Raw genomic sequence first — 16,499 nt, 5'->3', positions numbered from 1 at the left:
GGGGCGCGGTTAGGTGACCCTAAGTGATCAAAGCCACCGTTCCGTGACCCGGTGGAGCTTGTCGCCCTTCGGGCAATTACGCAACAATGGTGTTGTGAAATACGCGGGCGAGGCTTCACGGAGCCCCGTGGCCGAGGCGGCCACCGGGTCGCGCCCGGCCCTGCCCGCACCGTCGCGGGAAGTGCCGGCTCCCGAGCAGCGCGCTCATGACGAGCAGCACGGCACCCGCAATCGCGTCGCCCGGTCCATCCTCGACCACGGGCCCTCCACCGCCGCCGAGCTGGCCGTGCGGCTGGAGCTGACCTCCGCCGCCGTCCGCCGGCACCTCGACACGCTCGTCGCCGACGGTGTCGTCGAGGCCCGTGAGAAGCGCGTCTACGGGGCGCGCACCCGCGGCCGGCCCGCCAAGGTCTTCGCCCTCACCGACTGCGGCCGGGACGCCTTCGACCAGGCCTACGACAAGCTCGCCCAGGACGCCCTGCGCTGGATCGCCCAGTCCGCCGGAGGCGGCGAGATGGGCGAGGCCGCCGTCGCCGCGTTCGCCCGGGCCCGGATGGCCGCCCAGGCCGAGGGGTATCGCGAGGCCCTGGAGGCCGTCGCCCCCGAGGACCGCACGGAGGCTCTCGCCCGGGCATTGACCGCGGACGGGTACGCTGCTACAGCGCGTAGCGCACCGGTCGGCGAACAGCTTTGCCAGCACCACTGCCCGGTCGCCCATGTCGCCGAGCAGTTCCCGCAGCTGTGCGAGGCGGAGACCGAGGTCTTCTCCCGCCTGCTCGGGACACATGTGCAGCGTCTTGCCACCATCGCCCACGGCGACGGAGTGTGCACGACGTTCATCCCCAAAAAGACCACCACCGCATCCACCAGCACGGCCGGGAGGAACCCCGCATGACTCTCCCCACGGAGACTGCCCACCCTGAGCTCGAGGGCCTGGGCACGTACGAATACGGCTGGGCCGACTCCGACGAGGCCGGTGCCGCGGCCAAGCGCGGCCTCTCCGAGGAGGTCGTCCGCGACATCTCGGCCAAGAAGTCCGAGCCCGAGTGGATGCTCAAGCTCCGCCTGAAGGGCCTGCGGCTCTTCGACAAGAAGCCCATGCCGACCTGGGGCTCCGACCTCTCCGGCATCGACTTCGACAACATCAAGTACTTTGTGCGCTCCACCGAGAAGCAGGCCGCTTCCTGGGAGGACCTGCCCGAGGACATCAAGAACACCTACGACAAGCTGGGCATCCCCGAGGCCGAGAAGCAGCGCCTGGTCGCCGGTGTCGCCGCCCAGTACGAGTCCGAGGTCGTGTACCACCAGATCCGTGAGGACCTGGAGCAGCAGGGCGTCATCTTCCTGGACACCGACACCGCCCTGAAGGAGCACCCCGAGCTCTTCCAGGAGTACTTCGGCACGGTGATCCCGGTCGGTGACAACAAGTTCGCCTCGCTGAACACCGCCGTGTGGTCCGGTGGCTCGTTCATCTACGTGCCCAAGGGTGTCCACGTCGACATCCCGCTGCAGGCCTACTTCCGGATCAACACCGAGAACATGGGCCAGTTCGAGCGGACGCTGATCATCGTCGACGAGGACGCCTACGTCCACTACGTCGAGGGCTGCACCGCCCCGATCTACTCCTCCGACTCGCTGCACAGCGCGGTGGTGGAGATCATCGTCAAGAAGGGCGGCCGCTGCCGCTACACGACCATCCAGAACTGGTCGAACAACGTCTACAACCTGGTCACCAAGCGCGCCGTGGCCTACGAGGGCGCGACCATGGAGTGGGTCGACGGCAACATCGGCTCCAAGGTGACGATGAAGTACCCGGCCGTCTACCTGATGGGCGAGCACGCCAAGGGCGAGACCCTGTCCATCGCCTTCTCCGGCGAGGGCCAGCACCAGGACGCCGGCGCCAAGATGGTCCACATGGCGCCGAACACCTCCTCCAACATCGTCTCCAAGTCGGTGGCGCGAGGCGGCGGCCGCACCTCCTACCGCGGCCTGATCGAGATCGGCGAGGGCGCCCACGGCTCCAAGTCGAACGTGCTCTGCGACGCCCTGCTGGTGGACACCATCTCCCGGTCGGACACCTACCCCTACGTCGACGTCCGCGAGGACGACGTCTCCATGGGCCACGAGGCGACCGTCTCCAAGGTCAGCGACGACCAGCTCTTCTACCTGATGAGCCGCGGTCTGTCCGAGGACGAGGCCATGGCGATGATCGTGCGCGGCTTCGTCGAGCCGATCGCCCGCGAGCTGCCCATGGAGTACGCGCTGGAGCTCAACCGGCTGATCGAGCTGCAGATGGAAGGCTCGGTCGGCTAGCCGCCGCCACCGCCCCATCGCAGCGAACCCTTTGTGACAGGAAGAGAGCACGACGACAGCCATGGCTGACAACACTCCCGCCGGCAGCACGACCGACGGCGCCATCCAGGTGGGCGGCCCCCGGCAGCCCATCGACGCGCGAGTGAGCGCGCCCGCCTCGTACGACGTCGCCGATTTCCCCGTGCCCCACGGCCGCGAGGAGGAGTGGCGCTTCACCCCGCTCCAGCGTCTGCGCGGTCTGCACGACGGCACGGCGGTGGCGAACGGCGCCGGCGTCAAGGTCGAGGTCGAGGCCCCCGAGGGCGTGACCGTGGAGACCGTCGGCCGGGACGACGCCCGGCTGGGCCGGTCCGGCAAGCCGGTCGACCGGGTCGCCGCCCAGGCGTACAGCTCCTTCGAGAAGGCCTCGGTCGTCTCGATCCCCAAGGACACCGTGCTCTCCGAGCCCGTACGGATCTCCGTGCGCGGCCAGGGCGGCGTGGCCTTCGGCCACCAGGTCGTCGAGATCGGCGCCTTCGCCGAGGCCGTCGTCGTCATCGACCACACCGGTGACGCCACCCTCGCCGCCAACGTCGAGTACCTCATCGGCGACGGCGCCAAGCTCACCGTCGTCTCCGTCCAGGACTGGGACGACACCGCCGTCCACGCCGCCCAGCACACCGCGCTGGTCGGCCGCGACGCCTCCTTCAAGTCCGTGATCGTCACCTTCGGTGGCGACCTGGTCCGCCTCCACCCCCGGGTCGTCTACGGCGCCCCCGGCGGCGAGGCCGAGCTCTACGGCCTGTACTTCACCGACAACGGCCAGCACCAGGAGCACCGGCTCTTCGTCGACCACGACACCCCGCACTGCCGCAGCAACGTCGTCTACAAGGGCGCGCTCCAGGGCAAGGACGCCCACGCGGTCTGGATCGGCGACGTCCTCATCCGCGCGGAGGCCGAGGGCACCGACACCTACGAGCTCAACCGCAACCTCGTCCTCACCGACGGCGCCCGCGTCGACTCGGTCCCCAACCTGGAGATCGAGACCGGTGAGATCGTCGGCGCCGGCCACGCCTCGGCGACCGGCCGCTTCGACGACGAGCAGCTCTTCTACCTGATGGCCCGCGGTATCCCGGAGCACGAGGCCCGCCGCCTGGTCGTCCGCGGCTTCTTCGCCGAGCTCGTCCAGCAGATCGGCATCGCCGAGCTGGAGGAGCGCCTCATCGCCAAGATCGAGGAAGAGCTGAAGGCGGCGGTCGCATGAGCGATTTCGTGAAGGTGGCCTCCCTCGGCGAGCTCGAGGAGGACACGCCCAAGCGCGTCGAGGTCGACGGCACCCCGGTGTCCATCGTCCGCACCGAGGGCGAGGTGTTCGCGATCAACGACATCTGCTCGCACGCGAACGTCTCCCTCTCCGAGGGCGAGGTGGAGAACTGCCACATCGAGTGCTGGCTGCACGGCTCCAGCTTCGACCTGCGCACCGGCAAGCCCGACTGCCTCCCCGCGACGCAGCCCGTCCCCGTTTACCCCGTCAAGATCGAAGGGGACGACGTGCTCGTCTCCGTCACCCAGGAGTCCTGAGTTCCCCATGGCAACGCTTGAGATCCACGACCTGCACGTCTCCGTCGAAGCCGAGAACGGCCCCCGGGAGATCCTCAAGGGCGTCGACCTGACCGTGAAGCAGGGCGAGACCCACGCCATCATGGGCCCCAACGGCTCCGGCAAGTCCACCCTGGCCTACTCCCTGGCCGGTCACCCCAAGTACACGATCACCGGCGGCACTGTCACCCTCGACGGTGAGGACGTCCTGGAGATGTCCGTCGACGAGCGCGCCCGCGCCGGTGTCTTCCTCGCCATGCAGTACCCGGTCGAGGTCCCCGGCGTCTCGGTCTCCAACTTCCTGCGCACCTCCGCCACCGCCGTCCGCGGCGAGGCCCCGAAGCTGCGCACCTGGGTGAAGGAGGTCAAGTCCGCCATGGAGCAGCTCCAGATGGACCCGGCCTTCGCCGAGCGCAACGTCAACGAGGGCTTCTCCGGCGGTGAGAAGAAGCGCCACGAGATCCTTCAGCTGGAGCTCCTCAAGCCGAAGATCGCGATCCTCGACGAGACCGACTCCGGCCTGGACGTCGACGCCCTGCGCATCGTCTCCGAGGGCGTCAACCGCGTCCGCGCCACCGGTGAGGTCGGCACCCTGCTGATCACCCACTACACGCGCATCCTGCGCTACATCAAGCCCGACTTCGTCCACGTCTTCGCGAACGGCCGCGTCGTGGAGTCCGGCGGCGCCGAGCTCGCCGACAAGCTGGAGAACGAGGGCTACGAGGCGTACGTGAAGGGTGGCGTAACGGCGTGACGATACTGCTGCCGGGCCTGCTGGACACCGACGCGATCCGCAAGGACTTCCCGATCCTGGACCGCGTGGTCCACGACGACAAGAAGCTCATCTACCTGGACAACGCGGCCACCTCGCAGAAGCCGCGCCAGGTCCTGGACGTGCTCAACGCCCACTACGAGCGGCACAACGCCAATGTCCACCGCGGCGTGCACGTGCTCGCCGAGGAGGCCACGGCGCTCTACGAAGGCGCCCGCGACAAGATCGCGGCCTTCATCAACGCCCCGAGCCGCGATGAGGTGATCTTCACCAAGAACGCCTCCGAGTCGCTCAACCTCGTGGCGAACATGCTCGCCTGGGCCGACGAGCCCTACCGGGTCGACCACGACACCGAGATCGTCATCACGGAGATGGAGCACCACTCCAACATCGTGCCGTGGCAGCTGCTCTCGCAGCGCTCGGGCGCGAAGCTGAAGTGGTTCGGCCTCACCGACGACGGCCGCCTCGACCTGTCGAACATCGACCAGGTCATCACGGAGAAGACCAAGGTCGTCTCCTTCGTGCTGGTCTCCAACATCCTGGGCACGGTCAACCCGGTCGAGGCGATCGTCCGCCGCGCCCAGGAGGTCGGCGCGCTCGTCGTCATCGACGCCTCCCAGGCCGCCCCGCACATGCCCCTGGACGTCCAGGCGCTCCAGGCCGACTTCGTGGCCTTCACCGGCCACAAGATGTGCGGCCCGGACGGCATCGGCGTCCTGTGGGGCCGCCAGGAGCTGCTGGAGGACCTCCCGCCGTTCCTCGGCGGCGGCGAGATGATCGAGACCGTCTCGATGCACTCCTCCACCTACGCCCCCGCGCCGCACAAGTTCGAGGCCGGTACGCCCCCGATCGCCCAGGCCGTCGGCCTCGGCGCCGCGGTGGACTACCTCACCTCGATCGGCATGGAGAACATCGCCCGCCACGAGCACGCGATCACGGAATACGCGATCCGCAGGCTCCAGGAGGTCCCCGACCTGCGGATCATCGGCCCCACCACGGCCGAGGACCGCGGCGCCGCCGTCTCCTTCACGCTCGGCGACATCCACCCGCACGACGTGGGCCAGGTCCTCGACGAGCAGGGCATCGCGGTCCGGGTCGGCCACCACTGCGCCCGCCCCGTCTGCCTGCGCTACGGAATTCCGGCGACCACGCGAGCGTCGTTCTACCTGTACTCCACCCCCGGCGAGGTCGATGCGCTGATCGAGGGCCTGGAGCACGTACGGAACTTCTTCGGGTGACAAGGGCTGACTGTGAAGCTTGATTCGATGTACCAGGACGTGATCCTGGACCACTACAAGAATCCCCACGGACGCGGTCTGCGGGACGGTGACGCAGAGGTCCACCACACCAATCCCACCTGCGGCGACGAGATCACGCTGCGCGTGCGGATGTCCGGTGGGACGATCGAGGACGTCTCCTACGAGGGCCAGGGCTGCTCCATCAGCCAGGCGAGCGCCTCGGTGCTCAACGAGCTGCTGGTCGGCAAGGACCTCGATACGGCCCGCCGGATCCAGGAGACCTTCCTGGAGCTGATGCAGTCCAAGGGCCGGATCGAGCCGGACGACGCCATGGAGGAGGTGCTGGAGGACGCCGTCGCGTTCGCCGGCGTCTCCAAGTACCCCGCACGCGTCAAGTGCGCTCTGCTGAGCTGGATGGCATGGAAGGACGCGACCGCCCAGGCGCTGGGCGAGGGCGCTGAGAGGAAGACCGCATGAGCGACAACGCAGACGCCATCACCGAGGCGACCGGCGAGGTGACCACCAAGCCGGCCACCGAGGAGGAGGTCCGCGAGGCCCTCTACGACGTGGTCGACCCCGAGCTGGGCATCGACGTCGTCAACCTCGGCCTGATCTACGGCATCCACATCGACGACGCCAACATCGCCACCCTCGACATGACCCTGACGTCCGCGGCCTGCCCGCTGACCGATGTCATCGAGGACCAGGCGAAGTCGGCGACCGACGGCATCGTCAACGAGCTCCGGATCAACTGGGTCTGGATGCCGCCGTGGGGCCCCGACAAGATCACCGACGAGGGCCGCGAGCAGCTCCGCGCGCTCGGCTTCAACGTCTGAATTCCTGTGATCGCCGAAGCCCCCGGCCCATGGCCGGGGGCTTCGGCGTGTTCACCGGCGCAGGGCACGCACGAATACCCGGAAGATGGTGACCCGCTCATCACCTTGGAGGCCGCGGAGAGCTGCCAGGAAGCCGATGAGCAGGGCCGCGAAGGCGGTCAAAGGGATGATCAGCAGGAGGAGTATCTCGAGCGGTGCCACGGCAGTCCTTTCGGAAGGTCGTCGGTTGGTGCGCCGATCGAATCTCCTGTCGCTGTGCTCCGGCATGGGAGCTGAGGCTGTCAGGAGTGAGTTTCCGCTGGTCAGAGCCTATGCTCCGGAATTCCGGCCCGGTCCGGATCAGCGTCGGAACCCGCGGTCGGGGGCCCGGCGATCGCTCTCCCAGAAGGGGGTGAACCAGTCCTCCGGGCTGAGGTTTGCCAAGCCCATGGACTGATTCACGATGTTGTCCGGGTGCTCGATTCCCTCCATCCACGGTTCGTACATCAAGAGCACGTCGTGGTCCTCGAAGAGCAGGTCCTTGCACGCCCACCAGTCGTAGTCGTCCGGCTGCTCCGGGATGCCCTTCGTGAACGTGGTAACCAGATCCGGGCTGTCGTCGACGAGGGAGGCGGCTGTTTCGAGGGCAATGTGCAGGGCCATCTCCTCTCCGGTGCAGCGTGGGCGGGGAACACGGCTGTTCTCAATGTCGTCAGCCAGGTCGTCGAAGGCTCGGACCATCTCTCGCCGCCAAGAGAGGCCCTGCCCCCATGTCTGTGCGGGCAACATGCCGAACAGGCCGACGGGTTGGTTCTTCGCGGATATGGGCTGATCCTCTAGGTACTCCAGTTCATCGAAGGCCATATCAGACTCGATTTCGAGGGCGGCCTGGAGCATGCGCAGGGTTCGCGGGCTGGGGCGCCACGGGTGTTCTTCTGCCTCGGCATCCTCGCCATCATCCGGTAGCGGGAATTCCTTGTATTTCGCACTCGCAAGAGTTGGTTGGTGGAAGTAGGCGATGCATGCAGGATCGCCGGCTTTGGCGCCTTGCTTGTACGCCTTATGGGCCTTCTGCCGCTTACCGTGCTTTTGGTAAAGGTTTCCCAGTAGTCGCATCGACAACACGTCGCCGTTGTCGAAGGCCCGCCTGAACCACGCTTTGGCGGCTTTTGCGGAAGCGTCCCAGCCGTCCTCGTGTCCTTCCTCGAGGAGCTTTTGCATCCGCTGGGCCGCCTGCTTGAGGGCTTCTTCTCCTGCCTCGTGCGGGGCGGACAGAGCGCTTCCCCATTGGCTGATCAAGCCAAGACCTCGCATGGCCACCGCATCCCCAGCGTCAGCCGCGATGAGGTAGAGCCGCTCGGCCTCCTCCTGCCGGTTCTGCATGACGTATACCTGGGCCAGATTGGTGGCCGACTCCCGGCTGCCTCGGGTTGCGCCCTCCAAGTAGAGTCTTTCGGCTTCCTTGTGATCTCCCTTTTGAAAGGCCAGCAGTCCGAATCTGAAGAAGGCATGGGCGACCTCGGCTTCAAGTGCCAGATTCCAAAACCTCTCTGCCTCATCTTCCTCCCCCCGCCTCTCGTGGACCTCTGCCAGCTTTACGGCCGCTTCTGAGTGGCCTGCGGCGAGGGACTTGCGCCACCACTTTTCCGCCTTCTTGTTACGCCCTTTCCTGGAGTGCCGGACCCCGAGATTCAGCATGCCCAGGCCGCTGCCTGCGTTCGCGGCCCGGAGCCACCACTTCTCGGCTGCGCTTTCCTTGTCCTGGTCGAGGAGGATCGAACCCAGATACAGCATGGAATCGACGTTGTCGGCTTCTGCAGGAGGCGTGAAGGCCCGAATCGCGAGATCTGTGCGACCTGCCTGGTACGCGGCGACCCCGACGCTGTAGAGCTCTTGATGAGAGGTGGCGTTTCCCAGCGCTGCCTCGTGGACTCTGTCGGGTACAGGGGGAGCTCCCGGAGTCTGGGACAGCATGTCGACCAAGTAGTCGAATGGCCGCCAGACTCCATCACCCACAGGCAACAGCAGTCGGCTGATTCCCAAGTGATGCTCGGAGGCCCATGCCAAAGCGTCGTCAAACGGCTCGGGTGCGAGTAGTGCCCCTTGCTCGTCGGCCAAGTAGTCGTCGTGCAACGCGGCGAGGAGCTCTGTGGGCAAAGAGCGCGACAGGCCGGCGCGCGCCAGATCGATCGCCGCGGCAACCAGTGCATGCCCCCGGGGATTGCCACCCACATAGCGGGCATTGCGCCACTTGTCCCAGAGCTTCGGGCCGGCGGAGACATACTCGGCGATCCCGTAACGCGCGTGATGCCGGACGGCTTCCGCCAATCGGGGATCGGATTGCGGCTGGACACGCTCGATCTCTGGTGTGCTCCAGACGCGTGCGAGATCAATGACCTCTGCCGCCTTCAGTACTGGATCGGCAAGGTCGATTCTGGTGTAGGTGTCGTTTCCTCCCTTCGCTTCGTCCTGGCGCGGTACACGGCGGTTGTACTCCGTGAGACGCATGGTCGAGAGGATGACCGCGCGGTGACTGATCAGCCTGCCCAGCACGTGCAGGTCGAGCCTGTCCGGGCCGAGGAAGGATTCAAGTTCGTCCAGCCATACGACACACTGGCGACCTTTCAACGCCTGTGCTGACACCTCATCCACACACTCGTCCAGAGGGTTCATGCGGCGAGGCTGCACCAGCTGGAAGTCCGGCACGAGACGGAGTATCGCCTCGTAGGCCGACCGGCTCTTACCAGCTGTCGAGTCCCCTCTGAGGAGTACCATGCCGCCCTGCTCGGCCGCTCGTCGAAGAGCTGCATCCAGCTTCTCGTCTGCGTCTCTAAGGACGTAAGGGGGGAGTGCGGCATGACCGTCTTCAGCCCTGGCTCGACGGACACCGAGCAGCAGAGGGTCTGCATCGCGTACACACAGCCCACCCGCTCCAGCAGGTACCACGACGTCACGAGGAGAAGCTGATTTCTCTGTCGCCGCCGACTTGCGGGCCGCTTCGCGTTTGGCGTGCCACACTCTCCGGTCGGCTGGGAGGGAGGTGCCAGCCAATTCCGTGAGAACGGTGAGCAGGGTGTCCAGCGCCCCAGTCGTGCTGGGCAGCGTCTTACCGGCTTGCCAATCGCTCAAACGGGAGCGTGAGAGGAACTCGCGCCCTGGCTTTCGACTGGCCGCTGAAATGCTCTCCAACTTGGGCGCGCCCATGTCTTTGATCAGTTGCTTGAGCTCTCGCCCGAAGCTCTTGTACGCGTGTTCCCCGCCCATACTCATCCTTGTGCAGTCAAATAGTCACCAGTCATGGTGCCTTAACGCACTGGCACGTCGAGACCCGTCAGGAGGCGGGCCGCTGCTGTGTGGCGCAGTGGATCCCGCCTCCGCCCTCGGCGAGCGCGGAGATGTCCACGGTGCGCACCTCGCGGCCCGGGTGGAGGGAGCCGATGATCGAGGCCGCCTCCTCGTCGGCGCCGCGGTCGCCGAAGCGCGGGACGATCACGGCGCCGTTCGCCACGTAGTAGTTGACGTAGGAGCCCAGGAAGTCCGGGCCGCGCCTGCCCAGGGCGGCGGGTTCGGGCTCCGGGAGCTCGATGATCTCCAGGGTGCGGCCGTGGGCGTCGGTGGCCGACTCCAGGGCCGCGCGGGCCTCTTCGTACACCCGGGTCCACACCGCGGGAGTGTCCACGGGCGGGCGGCTGAGGAGCACGGTGGCGGGCCCGGCGAAGCGGGCGAGGGCGTCGACGTGGCAGTCGGTGATGTCCTCGCCGCGCACACCCGGAAGCCAGATCACCTTCCGGACGCCGAGCAGCCCGGTGAGGGCCCGCTCGATGTCGTCGCGGGAGCGGCCCGGGTTGCGGTTGTCGTTGACCAGCGAGCTCTCCGTGACGAGCAGGGTGCCGTCGCCGTCGGTCTCCAGGGAGCCGCCCTCGGTCACCAGGGGAGCCTCGATCCGGGGGACGCCGGCCCACTCCAGCAGCCGGCGGGCCACCAGGCCGTCCCGGGAGTGCTCCTGTTTGCCGCCCCAGCCGTTGAAGCCGAAGTCGATCCCGGAGAGCGTGCCGTCCTCGCCGGTGACGAACACCGGCCCGGAGTCGCGCAGCCAGAGGTCGTCCACGGGCATTCGGACGACCTTCGCCGCGCCGCCGCATGCCCGGTGGGCATCCGTGTCGTCCCCCGGTGCCGCGAGCATCATCACCGGCTCGTAGTCGGCGATCGTCCGGGCGATGGCGACGACGTCCTCCCGCACGGCGGCCGTCCACTCGCCCCGGACCGGGCCGGCCGGAGGCCAGCCCATGAAGGTCGCGGCGTGCGGCCGTGCCTCGGAGGGCAGGTGATTCATCGTCGGATGCCCGTGATCGTCCATCCCGCGATTGTCCGTCAGAGGCCGCCCGTGTACAGCAGCCGGTTCGGCGTGCCCGGCTTCACGTCCGTCACCACGTCCTTGGTGGACTGCGCGATGAGCCAGTTGACGACCGTCGCCGAGCTCGCGGCGGGGTTCTGCGCCTTGTACAGGGCCGCGACACCCGTGACGAACGGGGTGGCCTGCGAGGTGCCGCTCTTGGTGGTGGTGCCGCCGCCCACCCGCAGCGAGAGGATCTCCTCGCCCGGGGCGAGGATCCGCGCGCACGGGCCGTAGCTGGTGAAGTCCGTCATCTGGTCCATGCGGTTGGTCGCGCCCACGGCCAGGGCCTGGAGGGCGGCGGCCGGGGAGTGGTTGCAGGCGCTGTCGTTGGCATTGCCGGCCGCCACCAGCGCCGGTGTCCCCTTGGCGGCCACGCTGTTCGCGGCGTTGTCCATGGCCTGCGACACCGGGCCGACGAGGGACGCGTTGAGGACCGAGGCCGGCGGCGCGCTCGTGGCCACGTACTCGAAGCCCGACACGATGGCCGACGTCGTACCCCGCCCGGCGCAGTCCAGCACCCGCACACTGACCAGGGACGCCCGGCGCGCCACCCCGTACGTCGCGCTGCCCACCACCCCCGCCACATGCGTGCCGTGGCCGCTGGCGCCGGCGCTGGCGCAGTCCCGGCCGTCGCCGCCCGAGGTCACCTCGTCGACGCCCTTGCGGGCCCGGCCGCCGAAGTCGGGATGGGAGTAGTCGATGCCGGTGTCCATGATGTAGGCGGTCACGCCCTCACCGGTGCCGTTGACGGTGAACCGGCCGTCCAGGGGGAGATTGCGCTGGTCCACGCGGTCCAGGCCCCAGGAGTCCGTCGCCGCCAGGCGGCGTATGGACGGAGGGCCCTCGGCCGCCTGGGCGTAGACCGCGTCCTCCTCGACGGCCTCGACCTCCGGCGAGCTGCGCACGGCCTCCAGCTGCTGCGGGGTGAGCCGGGCGGCGAAGCCGGTCAGGGTGTGGGTGTAGATGCGGTCCGGGACGACGCCCAGCACGCTCGTCAGCGTGCGCGGGCTTGCGCCCTTGCGCAGGGTGACGATGTAGTGCGCGGGCACCGGCTCGCCGGCCGTCCTGCGCAGCGGCGCCCGGTGGTGCCCCGGGCGCCCGGGGCCGTGGTCGGCCGCCGCGACCGGGGCGGCGGTGAGCGGGAGGGCCAGGACCAGGGCCGTGGTCAGGCAGCGGCGGAGCTGTCTCATGCGGCATCCGTTCACGAACGGGACGGTGGAGCGGGCGGGAGCGCCCACTCCACTGGATATGCCGGTTCATTCGAGCGGGCGACGCGAGCGCGGCCGACCGGCTGGCGGGGCTGCGCCATCCGTGTGAGCGGAGCGCGACGGGGCCGGTAAGGGGTGGGGAGGGGCGGCCGGTTCGCCTTGGACGGGCCCGTCCGGTTAGGTTTCCGGACATGACCGATGCTGTTGCCACCGCTTCCCGTACCACCGGCGCCGTCGCCGCCGGCCTCGCCACCCTCGCCGAGGACGGCACCGTCCTCGACACCTGGTTCCCGGCCCCCGAGCTGGCCGACGCGCCCGGCCCGGCCGGCACCGAGCGGCTGACCGCCGAGCGGGCCGCGGAGCTGCTCGGCGAGGGTGCCCTCAAGGCCGTGGGCCCGGACCCGCGCCGCGGGGTCGAGGTCGTCGCCGTCCGCACGGTCATCGCCTCGCTCGACGACAAGCCGGCCGACGCGCACGACGCCTACCTGCGGCTGCACCTGCTCTCCCACCGTCTGGTCAAGCCGCACGGCCAGAACCTCGACGGCGTCTTCGGCCTGCTCGCCAATGTCGCCTGGACCTCGCTGGGCCCGGTCCCCGTCGACCGGGTCGAGGCCGCGCGCCTCGCCGCCCGCGCCGAGGGCCTCCACCTCCAGGTGACCAGCGTCGACAAGTTCCCGCGCATGACCGACTACGTGGTCCCCTCCGGCGTCCGCATCGCCGACGCCGACCGGGTCCGTCTGGGCGCCCACCTGGGCTCCGGCACCACCGTCATGCACGAGGGCTTCGTCAACTTCAACGCCGGTACGCTCGGCACCTCCATGGTCGAGGGCCGGATCAGCGCGGGCGTCGTCGTCGGCGACGGCACCGACATCGGCGGCGGCGCCTCCACCATGGGCACCCTGTCCGGTGGCGGCAAGCAGATCATCTCCATCGGCGAGCGCTGCCTGCTCGGCGCCGAGTCGGGCATCGGTATCGCGCTGGGCGACGAGTGCGTCGTCGAGGCGGGCCTCTACGTCACCGCCGGCACCCGGGTCACGATGCCGGACGGCGAGATCGTCAAGGCCCTGACCCTCTCGGGCGCCGACAACATCCTCTTCCGCCGCAACTCCACCACGGGCGCCGTCGAGGCCCGCCCGTACAAGAGCACGTGGGGCGGGCTCAACGAGATCCTCCACAGCAACGACTGACGCGGCCGGGGCGGGGTCCGCGACCCCGCCCCACTCGGCGGTCCTACCGCCCGCCCCCACCGACCGCGTCCTCGTACACCTTCAGCAGCGCCTCGGTGCGCTCCTTCGTCGCCTCGCGCAGCGGCGCCCGCACCGGACCGGCCGGGAGGCCCAGCGCTCCCAGCAGAGCCTTCGCCGTGACCGTGCCGGGGAGGCCCGCGGCCATCATCTGTTCCGCCAGGGGCAGGACGCGCTGGTGGAGCCGGGTCGCCTCCGCGTTCTCACCGCGGTCGAACGCGTCCAGGACGGCGGCCAGCGCCGGGCCCGCGACGTTGGCCACGGTGCTGACATAGCCCGTTCCTCCCACCGCCCGCAGCGGAAGGTTGAGCTCCTCGCAGCCGGAGTAGTAGGCCAGGCCCGTCGCCGCGATCACCTTCGAGCTGCCGAGCAGGTCGTACGCGCAGTCCTTGACCCCGGCGATGCGCGGGTGCTCGGCCAGTCGCAGCATGGTGTCGGGCTCGATGCGGGTGCCCGTGCGGCCCGGGATGTCGTAGAGCATCACCGGGACGCCCACCGCGTCGGCCACCGTGCGGAAGTGCTCCGCGACGTCCTCCTGCGGCGGCCTGCTGTAGTACGGGGTGACCACCAGGACGCCGTGGGCGCCGGCCCGTTCGGCGGCCCGGGCCAGTCCGGCGGTGTGCCGGGTGTCGGCCGACCCCACCCCGGCCGTGATCCGGGCGCGGTCGCCCACGGCCTCGACGACGGCCGTGACGAGAGCGCTCTTCTCCGCGTCGGTGGTGGTCGGCGACTCGCCGGTGGTGCCGCTGAGGACGAGACCGTCGCAGCGGCCCTCCGTGACGAGGCGGTCGGCGAGCCGCTGCGCGCCGTCGAGGTCGAGTGCGCCGTCGGCGGTGAACGGGGTCACCATCGCACAGACGGTACGGCCGAAGGGGCTGGTGGGTGGCATGGCGTCACGCTCCGGGTTCGGGTGCCTCCCCGGATTCTGGGCCCCTTCGACCGTACAGGTCTATTTAAATGTTCTGAGCGACTCCCCTAAGCGCCGCTACGGCTTCCAGCGCAGCACCTGAGGGTCGTGGTCGCTCGCCTGGTCGGCGAACTCGGCGTTGATGTGGACGATGTCGTAGTCCACGCGGCTCACATGACGGCTGGTGAGGATGTGGTCCAGCACCTGGGAGTTGCCCTGGAAGACATAGCCGTACCGCTCCTTCGCGGGGAGCCGGGTGACCTGGTCCGTCAGGGCGTCGCCGGCGGTGAGGGCCTTGAGGGCGGGGGAGAACTGGTAGTCGTTGAGGTCGCCCGCGACGATCACATTGGCGTTCCGGTCGGCGGCGAGGAGCTGCTTGACGAAGCCGTTGACGAGCTTCGCCTGCGCCAGCCGCTGGGTCTCGGAGGTCCGGGCCGGGGACTGGAAGCGGCTGTCGAGGCCCTGGTCGCCGCCCTTGGAGTTGAAGTGGTTGGCGACGACGAAGACGTCCTTGCCCCGGAAGGAGAACTGGCCGGCCAGCGGCTTGCGGCTGTTGGTCCAGGCGGCGTCGCCCGGCTCGATACGGCCGGGGGAGGCGGAGAGGCCGGCCTTGCCGCCCTCCCGGACGACCCGCACGGCCGTGGCGGAGTCACCGCCGGGGACGTCCTTGAAGGAGACCCGGGCGGGGTTGAAGAGGAAGGCGGTACGGATGTTGCCGCCCGGCTGGCCGCCGTCCTTGCCGTCGACGGGGTCGATCTGCCGCCACTGGTACGCGGGGCCGCCCGCGGCGGCGATGGCGTCCGTGAGCTTCTTCAGCGTCTGCGTGGCGTCCACGACGCCGCCGTTCGTCGTGCCGTCGTTGTCCTGGACCTCCTCCAGGGCGACGATGTCGGGCGAGGCGAGGTTGGTCACCAGAGCCCCGGCGAGGCGGTCGAACTTCGCCTGCGGGGTCTTGGGGGAGAGGTTCTCCACGTTGTACGTGGCGACGGCCAGCTCGTCGCTCCGCTGCTTGCGCGTGGTCTCGCGCTGGAGCTTGTGGTCGGCGAGCGTGCCCAGTTCGGTGGCCTGGATGGTGTAGCCGCCGTGGTTGTCGTAGTCGAGCGGGCCCGCCGTGACCCCGGAGAGCTCGTCACCGACGTTCGCGACCGGGAAGGGGTGCTGGGCGTAGGGGAGGAGGGAGGCGACCTTCACCCGGCCGGCGTTGGGGTCGGCGTAGGAGCCGTAGAGGGTGCCGCCGCGCCCGGTGCGGTTGTGCCGGGGCGTCGCGGTGACCCACAGGTCCTTGTACTCGCTGGTGGCGCCGACGACGGGGGCGTCGACGACCTCGACCCGCATGCCCTCCAGGGACTCCAGCCGGTCCAGCGCGTAGCGGCGGGGCTGCAGCGGCAGCTTCTCGACGGAACCGCCGTGGGCGTCGGGCGCGTAGCGGGACGGCAGGGCCGCCGCGTTCAGCCGGACGGCGGCGGGCAGGGCGTTGCCGGAGGATTTCACGGTCACGGTGGGCTTCGTCAGCTGGGTGACCGACTGGCCGCCCGCCGCCTCGCCGCCGGGGTAGTACTCGGTGACGGTGCCGGAGACGAGCACGGAGTCGCCGACGGCGACGGCCGGGGCGGTCGCGCCGGTGAAGACGAAGATCGCCTCGCTGGTGGCCTCGTCGCGGTCCGGGTTCGGGTCCTGGACCCAGAAGCCGCGGGCCGAGCCGAAGTTCTTCACGGCCGTGACGACGCCCGGCACGTCCGCGACCTGCTTGCCGGCGAACGGCGAGAGGCGGGTGGTGCCCTGGATGTCGTGGACGCGGACACCGGCGTCGGCGGCGCTCGCGGACTGGGCCGGGACGATCAGCCCGGCCGCGAGCGCACCGGCTATGAGGGAGCCGACGGTCGCGGCACGGCGGCGGTGGGACAGCACAAAGTCCTCCGGTGGGAGCGATGAGGGGGCGACCGGGATGCCGATCGGATGAGATCGCCCGCCGTCATCCGAGCAACGGGTGATCTACGCGCGTCAATGTCCGCTGATTTCCGGCCAGTT

The 16,499-nt window shown here is 69.1% G+C and carries 16 protein-coding genes; 10 read left to right on the top strand and 6 right to left on the bottom strand.

Annotation, left to right across the window (positions count from 1 at the left end; translation table 11 throughout):
* Window positions 1–94: 94 nt before the first annotated feature.
* The 8 genes from ACFYZR_RS00475 to ACFYZR_RS00440 all read left to right on the top strand — a co-directional run bounded on the left by ACFYZR_RS00475 (window position 95) and on the right by ACFYZR_RS00440 (window position 6,737).
* Window positions 95–895 (top strand): helix-turn-helix transcriptional regulator, encoded by an 801-nt coding sequence (locus ACFYZR_RS00475; RefSeq protein WP_391902801.1) that lies wholly within the window; start codon window positions 95–97, stop codon window positions 893–895.
* Entirely contained in the window at window positions 892–2,313 is a 1,422-nt protein-coding gene (sufB, locus tag ACFYZR_RS00470) for a Fe-S cluster assembly protein SufB (RefSeq protein WP_229348031.1), read from the top strand. The genes ACFYZR_RS00475 and sufB overlap by 4 nt, the downstream gene beginning before the upstream one ends.
* Before the next feature lie 61 nt (window positions 2,314–2,374).
* The gene (gene sufD / locus ACFYZR_RS00465; RefSeq protein WP_391902798.1) at window positions 2,375–3,556 is read left to right on the top strand and encodes a Fe-S cluster assembly protein SufD; all 1,182 of its coding nucleotides are present in this window, start codon (window positions 2,375–2,377) and stop codon (window positions 3,554–3,556) included.
* Window positions 3,553–3,873 carry a non-heme iron oxygenase ferredoxin subunit gene (locus ACFYZR_RS00460; RefSeq protein WP_361697920.1) on the top strand — a complete coding sequence of 107 codons (321 nt, stop codon included), beginning with the start codon at window positions 3,553–3,555 and terminating at the stop codon, window positions 3,871–3,873. The genes sufD and ACFYZR_RS00460 overlap by 4 nt, the downstream gene beginning before the upstream one ends.
* 7 nt (window positions 3,874–3,880) lie before the next feature.
* A complete protein-coding gene (sufC, locus tag ACFYZR_RS00455) occupies window positions 3,881–4,645 on the top strand; it encodes a Fe-S cluster assembly ATPase SufC (RefSeq protein WP_391902794.1) in 765 nt (254 codons plus the stop codon).
* A 2-nt stretch (window positions 4,646–4,647) separates the two neighbouring features.
* Window positions 4,648–5,901, top strand: a complete 1,254-nt coding sequence (locus tag ACFYZR_RS00450) for a cysteine desulfurase (RefSeq protein WP_391904299.1) — start codon at window positions 4,648–4,650, stop codon at window positions 5,899–5,901.
* A 12-nt stretch (window positions 5,902–5,913) separates the two neighbouring features.
* Window positions 5,914–6,378: a Fe-S cluster assembly sulfur transfer protein SufU gene (gene sufU / locus ACFYZR_RS00445; protein ID WP_391902791.1), complete on the top strand. Its 465-nt coding sequence runs from the start codon at window positions 5,914–5,916 to the stop codon at window positions 6,376–6,378.
* The gene (locus ACFYZR_RS00440; RefSeq protein ID WP_391902788.1) at window positions 6,375–6,737 is read left to right on the top strand and encodes a metal-sulfur cluster assembly factor; all 363 of its coding nucleotides are present in this window, start codon (window positions 6,375–6,377) and stop codon (window positions 6,735–6,737) included. Before sufU ends, ACFYZR_RS00440 begins: the two co-directional genes overlap by 4 nt.
* Before the next feature lie 51 nt (window positions 6,738–6,788).
* On the opposite strand, the gene ACFYZR_RS00435 is transcribed toward ACFYZR_RS00440, so the two are convergent.
* A complete protein-coding gene (locus ACFYZR_RS00435; RefSeq protein WP_391902785.1) occupies window positions 6,789–6,938 on the bottom strand; it encodes a hypothetical protein in 150 nt (49 codons plus the stop codon).
* Window positions 6,939–7,076: 138 nt separating this feature from the next.
* Window positions 7,077–9,422 (bottom strand): tetratricopeptide repeat protein, encoded by a 2,346-nt coding sequence (locus tag ACFYZR_RS00430; RefSeq protein ID WP_391902782.1) that lies wholly within the window; start codon window positions 9,420–9,422, stop codon window positions 7,077–7,079.
* Between ACFYZR_RS00430 and ACFYZR_RS00425 the strand changes: the two genes are divergently transcribed.
* Window positions 9,363–9,683: a hypothetical protein gene (locus ACFYZR_RS00425; RefSeq protein ID WP_391904296.1), complete on the top strand. Its 321-nt coding sequence runs from the start codon at window positions 9,363–9,365 to the stop codon at window positions 9,681–9,683. The genes ACFYZR_RS00430 and ACFYZR_RS00425 overlap by 60 nt on opposite strands.
* 364 nt (window positions 9,684–10,047) lie before the next feature.
* On the opposite strand, the gene ACFYZR_RS00420 is transcribed toward ACFYZR_RS00425, so the two are convergent.
* Window positions 10,048–11,073 carry an agmatine/peptidylarginine deiminase gene (locus tag ACFYZR_RS00420; protein WP_391902780.1) on the bottom strand — a complete coding sequence of 342 codons (1,026 nt, stop codon included), beginning with the start codon at window positions 11,071–11,073 and terminating at the stop codon, window positions 10,048–10,050.
* A gap of 14 nt (window positions 11,074–11,087) precedes the next feature.
* Complete coding sequence (locus ACFYZR_RS00415) at window positions 11,088–12,302, bottom strand: S8 family peptidase (protein WP_391902777.1); 1,215 nt, start codon at window positions 12,300–12,302, stop codon at window positions 11,088–11,090.
* Window positions 12,303–12,511: 209 nt separating this feature from the next.
* Between ACFYZR_RS00415 and dapD the strand changes: the two genes are divergently transcribed.
* Complete coding sequence (dapD, locus tag ACFYZR_RS00410) at window positions 12,512–13,507, top strand: 2,3,4,5-tetrahydropyridine-2,6-dicarboxylate N-succinyltransferase (protein WP_391902774.1); 996 nt, start codon at window positions 12,512–12,514, stop codon at window positions 13,505–13,507.
* 43 nt (window positions 13,508–13,550) lie between these two features.
* Here the strand turns inward: dapD and dapA are convergent, their stop codons facing one another.
* On the bottom strand, window positions 13,551–14,453 hold the full coding sequence (gene dapA, locus ACFYZR_RS00405) for a 4-hydroxy-tetrahydrodipicolinate synthase (protein ID WP_391902772.1): 903 nt from the start codon (window positions 14,451–14,453) through the stop codon (window positions 13,551–13,553).
* A gap of 96 nt (window positions 14,454–14,549) precedes the next feature.
* Entirely contained in the window at window positions 14,550–16,379 is a 1,830-nt protein-coding gene (locus ACFYZR_RS00400) for an endonuclease/exonuclease/phosphatase family protein (protein ID WP_391902770.1), read from the bottom strand.
* Between the last annotated feature and the right edge of the window lie 120 nt (window positions 16,380–16,499).

This window comes from Streptomyces sp. NPDC001678 (genome assembly GCF_042892945.1).
Classification (GTDB): Bacteria; Actinomycetota; Actinomycetes; order Streptomycetales; family Streptomycetaceae; genus Streptomyces.
Note: the sequence above shows the minus strand (reverse complement) of the source record. Positions and strands in the feature narration are given on the sequence as shown.

What these genes read in the sequence shown, in the direction of transcription:
- sufB (WP_229348031.1), top strand. Translation starts at nt 892, where the DNA reads ATGACTCTCCCCACGGAGACTGCCCACCCTGAGCTCGAGGGCCTGGGC.
- sufD (WP_391902798.1), top strand. Translation starts at nt 2,375, where the DNA reads ATGGCTGACAACACTCCCGCCGGCAGCACGACCGACGGCGCCATCCAG.
- ACFYZR_RS00460 (WP_361697920.1), top strand. Translation starts at nt 3,553, where the DNA reads ATGAGCGATTTCGTGAAGGTGGCCTCCCTCGGCGAGCTCGAGGAGGAC.
- sufC (WP_391902794.1), top strand. Translation starts at nt 3,881, where the DNA reads ATGGCAACGCTTGAGATCCACGACCTGCACGTCTCCGTCGAAGCCGAG.
- ACFYZR_RS00440 (WP_391902788.1), top strand. Translation starts at nt 6,375, where the DNA reads ATGAGCGACAACGCAGACGCCATCACCGAGGCGACCGGCGAGGTGACC.
- ACFYZR_RS00420 (WP_391902780.1), bottom strand. Translation starts at nt 11,073, where the DNA reads ATGGACGATCACGGGCATCCGACGATGAATCACCTGCCCTCCGAGGCA.
- ACFYZR_RS00415 (WP_391902777.1), bottom strand. Translation starts at nt 12,302, where the DNA reads ATGAGACAGCTCCGCCGCTGCCTGACCACGGCCCTGGTCCTGGCCCTC.
- dapD (WP_391902774.1), top strand. Translation starts at nt 12,512, where the DNA reads ATGACCGATGCTGTTGCCACCGCTTCCCGTACCACCGGCGCCGTCGCC.
- dapA (WP_391902772.1), bottom strand. Translation starts at nt 14,453, where the DNA reads ATGCCACCCACCAGCCCCTTCGGCCGTACCGTCTGTGCGATGGTGACC.